The organism is Streptomyces soli, assembly GCF_003999195.1.
Taxonomy (GTDB): domain Bacteria; phylum Actinomycetota; class Actinomycetes; order Streptomycetales; family Streptomycetaceae; genus Actinacidiphila; species Actinacidiphila soli.
In genome coordinates this window covers 1-2,799 of sequence record NZ_RJVR01000370.1, presented here as the reverse complement: position 1 = coordinate 2,799, position 2,799 = coordinate 1, and the positions used below count along the sequence as shown (strand labels likewise).

Sequence of the window (2,799 nt, the reverse complement as noted above, 5' to 3'; positions counted from 1 at the left end):
GGACGGTGACGGCGAGTACCAACGCGGTGCTGGAGTTAGCGGACACGTTGGTGGCCCACGGGGTCGAGCAGGTGGTGATGGAGGCCACGGGGGTCTACGTGCGACGTGAGGGTGCATGAGTGAAGTGGGAGGCACCGATTGGAGGTTCGGCTGATGCCGGAGGTGTAGTACTCAGGCCAGTGCGCACGGCCTGTCTCCGCTCCGACGTGCGTCGCGGGTAACTGCGGGGTGCGAAGCTCGGGGAAGAAGCCCAAGGGCCCTTGTTCCACCTGGGGGTTACAGGCGAGGAGAAGACCGGCGGGGATGCCATCCGGTATTTCCGGCTCCGCGCGGCCGTCAGGCCGGGCGGGGTGATGGGCGAACGCGAGTGAACCCCTGATGAGGCTTCGTGACGGTTACCCCTGCCGGTGGGATGTTCCAGCGGGGTTGTAGGGACTGGCCGCTGGAAAGCGGCGGGTGCCGGTCGGAGCGTAGTTGCCGGCCGGGAGCGCACCACTGTCCCCGGAGTAAAGGGGGCGCCCTGCCCGGTCGTGTCTTGCTCATGTGCAACACGACAACCCCGATGGGGTCCAGGTTCCGCCTGGTAAGCCGACCGTGAGGAAGGCCCAGTTCCCCAGCGGGCGCAGGATGGCCCAAGAAGCGAATGCCGGTGGCCGAAAGGCAGCAGGAAACCGGGGCCGCGGGCCGGGACCTCTTCCCGGGCGGCTCCTGGATAACTGGCCGGATAGGGGCGGATGCCCCGGCCTGAAAGGGCGCTGACGTGGGCCGGGTGAGCCTGTGAAGAGATCGATGGACGACGACACCGGAACCGAGGGGCAAGTTGGACGCCACGACGACGCAGACGGGTGGGGCGGCGCAGACTGTCACGGCCGCTGTCGGCGTGGTGAACGGACCCGAGGACAGCGTCACCGACTGGGCTGAGATCGACTGGCCGCGAGTCGAGGACGACGTACGGCGCCTGCGGCAGAGGATCTTCACGGCATCAAAGGCAGGGGACCTGAAGAAGGTCCGCAATCTGCAGAAGCTGATGCTCCGTTCCCGGGCGAACACGCTGATGAGCGTGCGTCGGGTTACGGAGCTCAACGCTGGCCGCGCGACGGCTGGGATCGACGGGAAGACGGCGCTGCTGCCGCAGTCCAAGGCCGAACTGGCCGACTGGGTGCAGTGCCGTGCCAAGTCGTGGAGTCCCCGGCCGGTCAAGCGGGCGTATGTGCCGAAGCCCGACGGGCGTCGGCGCGGCCTCGGGATTCCCGTGATCGCCGATCGGGCACTTCAAGGTGTCGCGTCGGCTGCGCTGGAGCCTGAGTGGGAGGCTCGGTTCGAGTCGAGATCGTATGGATTTCGGCCCGGCCGGGGCTGCCAGGACGCAATCCAGGCCATCTATGTGACCGCGCGCGGCGCGCGCTGCAAGCGGCCGTGGGTGCTGGACGCGGACCTGGCGGCGGCGTTCGACCGAATCGACCATGATCACCTTCTCGCCGCACTCGGTACGTTTCCCGCCCGGGGACTTGTCGAGCAATGGCTGAAGGCCGGTGTGATCGAACGGGGCCACTTCACACCGACCGAAGAGGGCACCCCTCAAGGCGGTGTGATCAGCCCCGTGTTACTGAACGTGGCCCTCCACGGGATGGAGCAGGCCGCTGGAGTCCGCTACCACCCGTCCTCGCATCGTGATGCCGGGACGGCGGTGCCGGGCTCCCCGGTTCTGGTCAGATACGCCGACGATCTTGTGGCCCTGTGTCACTCGCGTGAGCAGGCCGAACAGGTCAAGGCACGGCTGGCCGGGTGGCTGGCGCCGAGGGGACTGGCCTTCAACGAGGACAAGACGCGCATCGTCCATCTCAATGAGGGCTGTGACTTCCTCGGGTTCAACATCCGCCGCTACCAAGGCAAGTTGCTGATCAAACCGAGCGATGCGGCCGTCAAGCGGTTGAAGAGGCGACTCGCCGCCGAGATGCTGGCCCTGCGCGGGGCCAACGTCGAGGCGGTACTCATCAAGCTCAACCCCGTGATCCGGGGCTGGGCGGCCTACTACCGGCATGTGGTGTCCAGCAGAGTGTTCAACGACCTGGACGACTATCTGTGGAAGCTCACCTACAAGTGGGCCAAGTACACCCATCCACACAAGCCGAAGAAATGGATCACAGCCCGTTACTTCGGCAGGTTCAACCGCTCCAGGCAGGACCGCTGGGTATTCGGCGACCGTCAATCCGGCGCCTACCTGCTCAAGTTCGTCTGGACGAAGATCATCCGGCATGTGCTGGTCAAGGGCTGGGCGTCACCCGATGATCCGGCTCTGACCGGCTACTGGGACCAGCGGCGCCGCCGCACCAGGCCCCCGCTGGACCGCACCGGGCTGGGCCTGCTCCGGGCCCAGCACGGACGCTGTCCGCTCTGCCGGGAACTGCTGCTGCACGCCGACCGTGAGCCACAGACCCCCCAGGAATGGGAACAGTGGCGCACCACGGTCCGCAAGGCGGTCCACCGACAGGTGATCACTGCAGATACGGCTTCCCGAACACCGGACGATACCTTCACGCTCCGTCTCGTTCACACGCACTGTCAACGCCGAATCGGCAACGGTAGTACGGCACTTCTGCCTGCCCTTGAGCCTTCGGGGCTTGCTTGAGCCGGTTGCCTGGAAATCGGGCATGGCCGGTTCTGAGGGGGCGGCGGCGCAGTAATGCGCCGCCGCTACCCGACTGGAAGGTCTGGTTCTACCTGCTGGAGGACCGGGGCCTGGTGTGTTGGCTGGTTAACGCCCGCGATGTGAAGAACGTCCCCGGGCGGCCGAAGACC

1 protein-coding gene is annotated in these 2,799 nt (G+C 66.5%); it reads left to right on the top strand.

Annotated features, from left to right (window positions below):
- Nucleotides 1–820 precede the first annotated feature (820 nt).
- The gene (ltrA, locus tag EFK10_RS45600; RefSeq protein ID WP_322973477.1) at nt 821–2,629 is read left to right on the top strand and encodes a group II intron reverse transcriptase/maturase; all 1,809 of its coding nucleotides are present in this window, start codon (nt 821–823) and stop codon (nt 2,627–2,629) included.
- Nucleotides 2,630–2,799: the final 170 nt, after the last annotated feature.